The following is an 846-nucleotide window of genomic DNA, read 5'->3' as shown; positions in this document are numbered from 1 at the left end:
GACGCGCCCCAGCGCAAATACGAACTGCGCGACATGTTTGATGCATTGCGCTGGATGGCTCGTGCCGGCGCGCCGTGGAGGATGCTGCCCAATGATTTCCCGCCGTGGGAGCTGGTGTATCAGCAGACTCAACGGTGGTTGCAGGCGGGCTGCTTTGAGAGCATGGTGAGCGACCTGCGCTCGGTGATACGCGTGGCACAGGGCCGTCGGGGACAGCCCAGCGCGGTCATCCTCGATGGCCGCACGATACAGTCGACCTGCGAGAGCGGCCCGCGTGCGGGTTATGACGGTTATAAGCGGAAGCGCGGTAGCAAGGTACATATTGCAGTAGACACGTTGGGACAGTTGCTGGCGGTGCACGTGACCCCCGCCAATGAACAGGAGCGCGCACAGGTAGCGGAGCTTGCGCGGCAGGTCCAGCAGGTAACGGGACGAACGGTCAAGGTGGCATTTGCCGATCAGGGATACACGGGCAAGGAGCCAGCGCAGGCTGCATTCGACGAGGGCATTGACCTTCAGGTGATCAAACTCGAAGAAACGAAAAAGGGTTTCGTTCTGCTCCCCCGCCGGTGGGTGGTCGAGCGCAGCTTTGGCTGGCTCAACCGTTTCCGGCGTCTCGCACGTGACTATGAACGGCTCCCCGAAACTCTCGCCGGGCTTCATTTCGTCGTCTTCGCAATGCTCATGCTTGTCCACGCCGTGCCAGTACTTCAAAGTTCCGTAAGCGGCTCGTGCCGGCCGTTATAGACGGTGGCTGAGGGCGACATCAAAGTGATGCCCATCATTTCCAATCTGATGGGCACCACTTTGACACAGTCTGCGGAGAAGAAACCGGGGACACGAACG

The 846-nt window shown here is 60.5% G+C and carries 1 protein-coding gene; it reads left to right on the top strand.

The annotated features are described in order from the left end of the window. Positions 1 to 747: IS5 family transposase (locus AB3X89_RS39990; protein WP_368588030.1), on the top strand; the 747-nt coding region annotated here is incomplete at its 5' end. Positions 748 to 846: the final 99 nt, after the last annotated feature.

It is taken from the genome of Paraburkholderia sp. BR14320, from assembly GCF_040948665.1.
GTDB lineage: Bacteria > Pseudomonadota > Gammaproteobacteria > Burkholderiales > Burkholderiaceae > Paraburkholderia > Paraburkholderia youngii.
The sequence above is the reverse complement of the archived record's forward strand: the minus strand, read 5'-3'. Positions and strand labels throughout refer to the sequence as shown.